The 544-nt window shown below is 44.9% G+C and carries 1 pseudogene; it reads left to right on the plus strand.

The window, feature by feature from the left end:
* Positions 1-544, plus strand: a pseudogene (locus ADM50_RS07085) (SIALI-17 repeat-containing surface protein); the annotation flags it as partial.

Here is a 544-nt window from a genome sequence, read left to right on the forward strand (position 1 = left end):
GAAAGCCATCGAAGAGGGTGAGCTCGACACCTCAGACTTGTTAGCAGACTTCTTGGCAGAAGACAGTGAACAAGTAACACCGGCCGAATCAAAAACTCAATCTCAACTTTCAAGCAAAGACCAAGCCAAACTTGCTGCAGCAGATAAGGAAGCAGTAGAAGAAGCTAAGAAAGAAGAAGAGGCTAAACAAGCTGCAGAAGCTAAGGCTCACAGCGAATTGTTGACTGCCCTTGAAGGTATCGAAAAATCAACCATTGATGACATCAACAAGGATGCTACTATCACTGATAAGGAAGCAGCTATTAAGGCAGCTAAAGAAGTGATTGGCAAAGATGCCATCTTGAAAGCCATCGAAGATGGCGACATTGATGCCTCCGACTTATTGGCAGATTTCTTGGCAGAAGACAGCGAACAAGTAACACCGGCCGAATCAAAAACTCAATCTCAACTTTCTGGTCAAGATCAAGCTAAACTGGCTGCAGCAGACAAGGAAGCGGCGGAAGAAGCAGCAAAAGTTCGCTCAGATTTAATCGCTACCTTAGAA

It is taken from the genome of Streptococcus oralis (genome assembly GCF_001075675.1).
Taxonomy (GTDB): Bacteria; Bacillota; Bacilli; order Lactobacillales; family Streptococcaceae; genus Streptococcus; species Streptococcus oralis_V.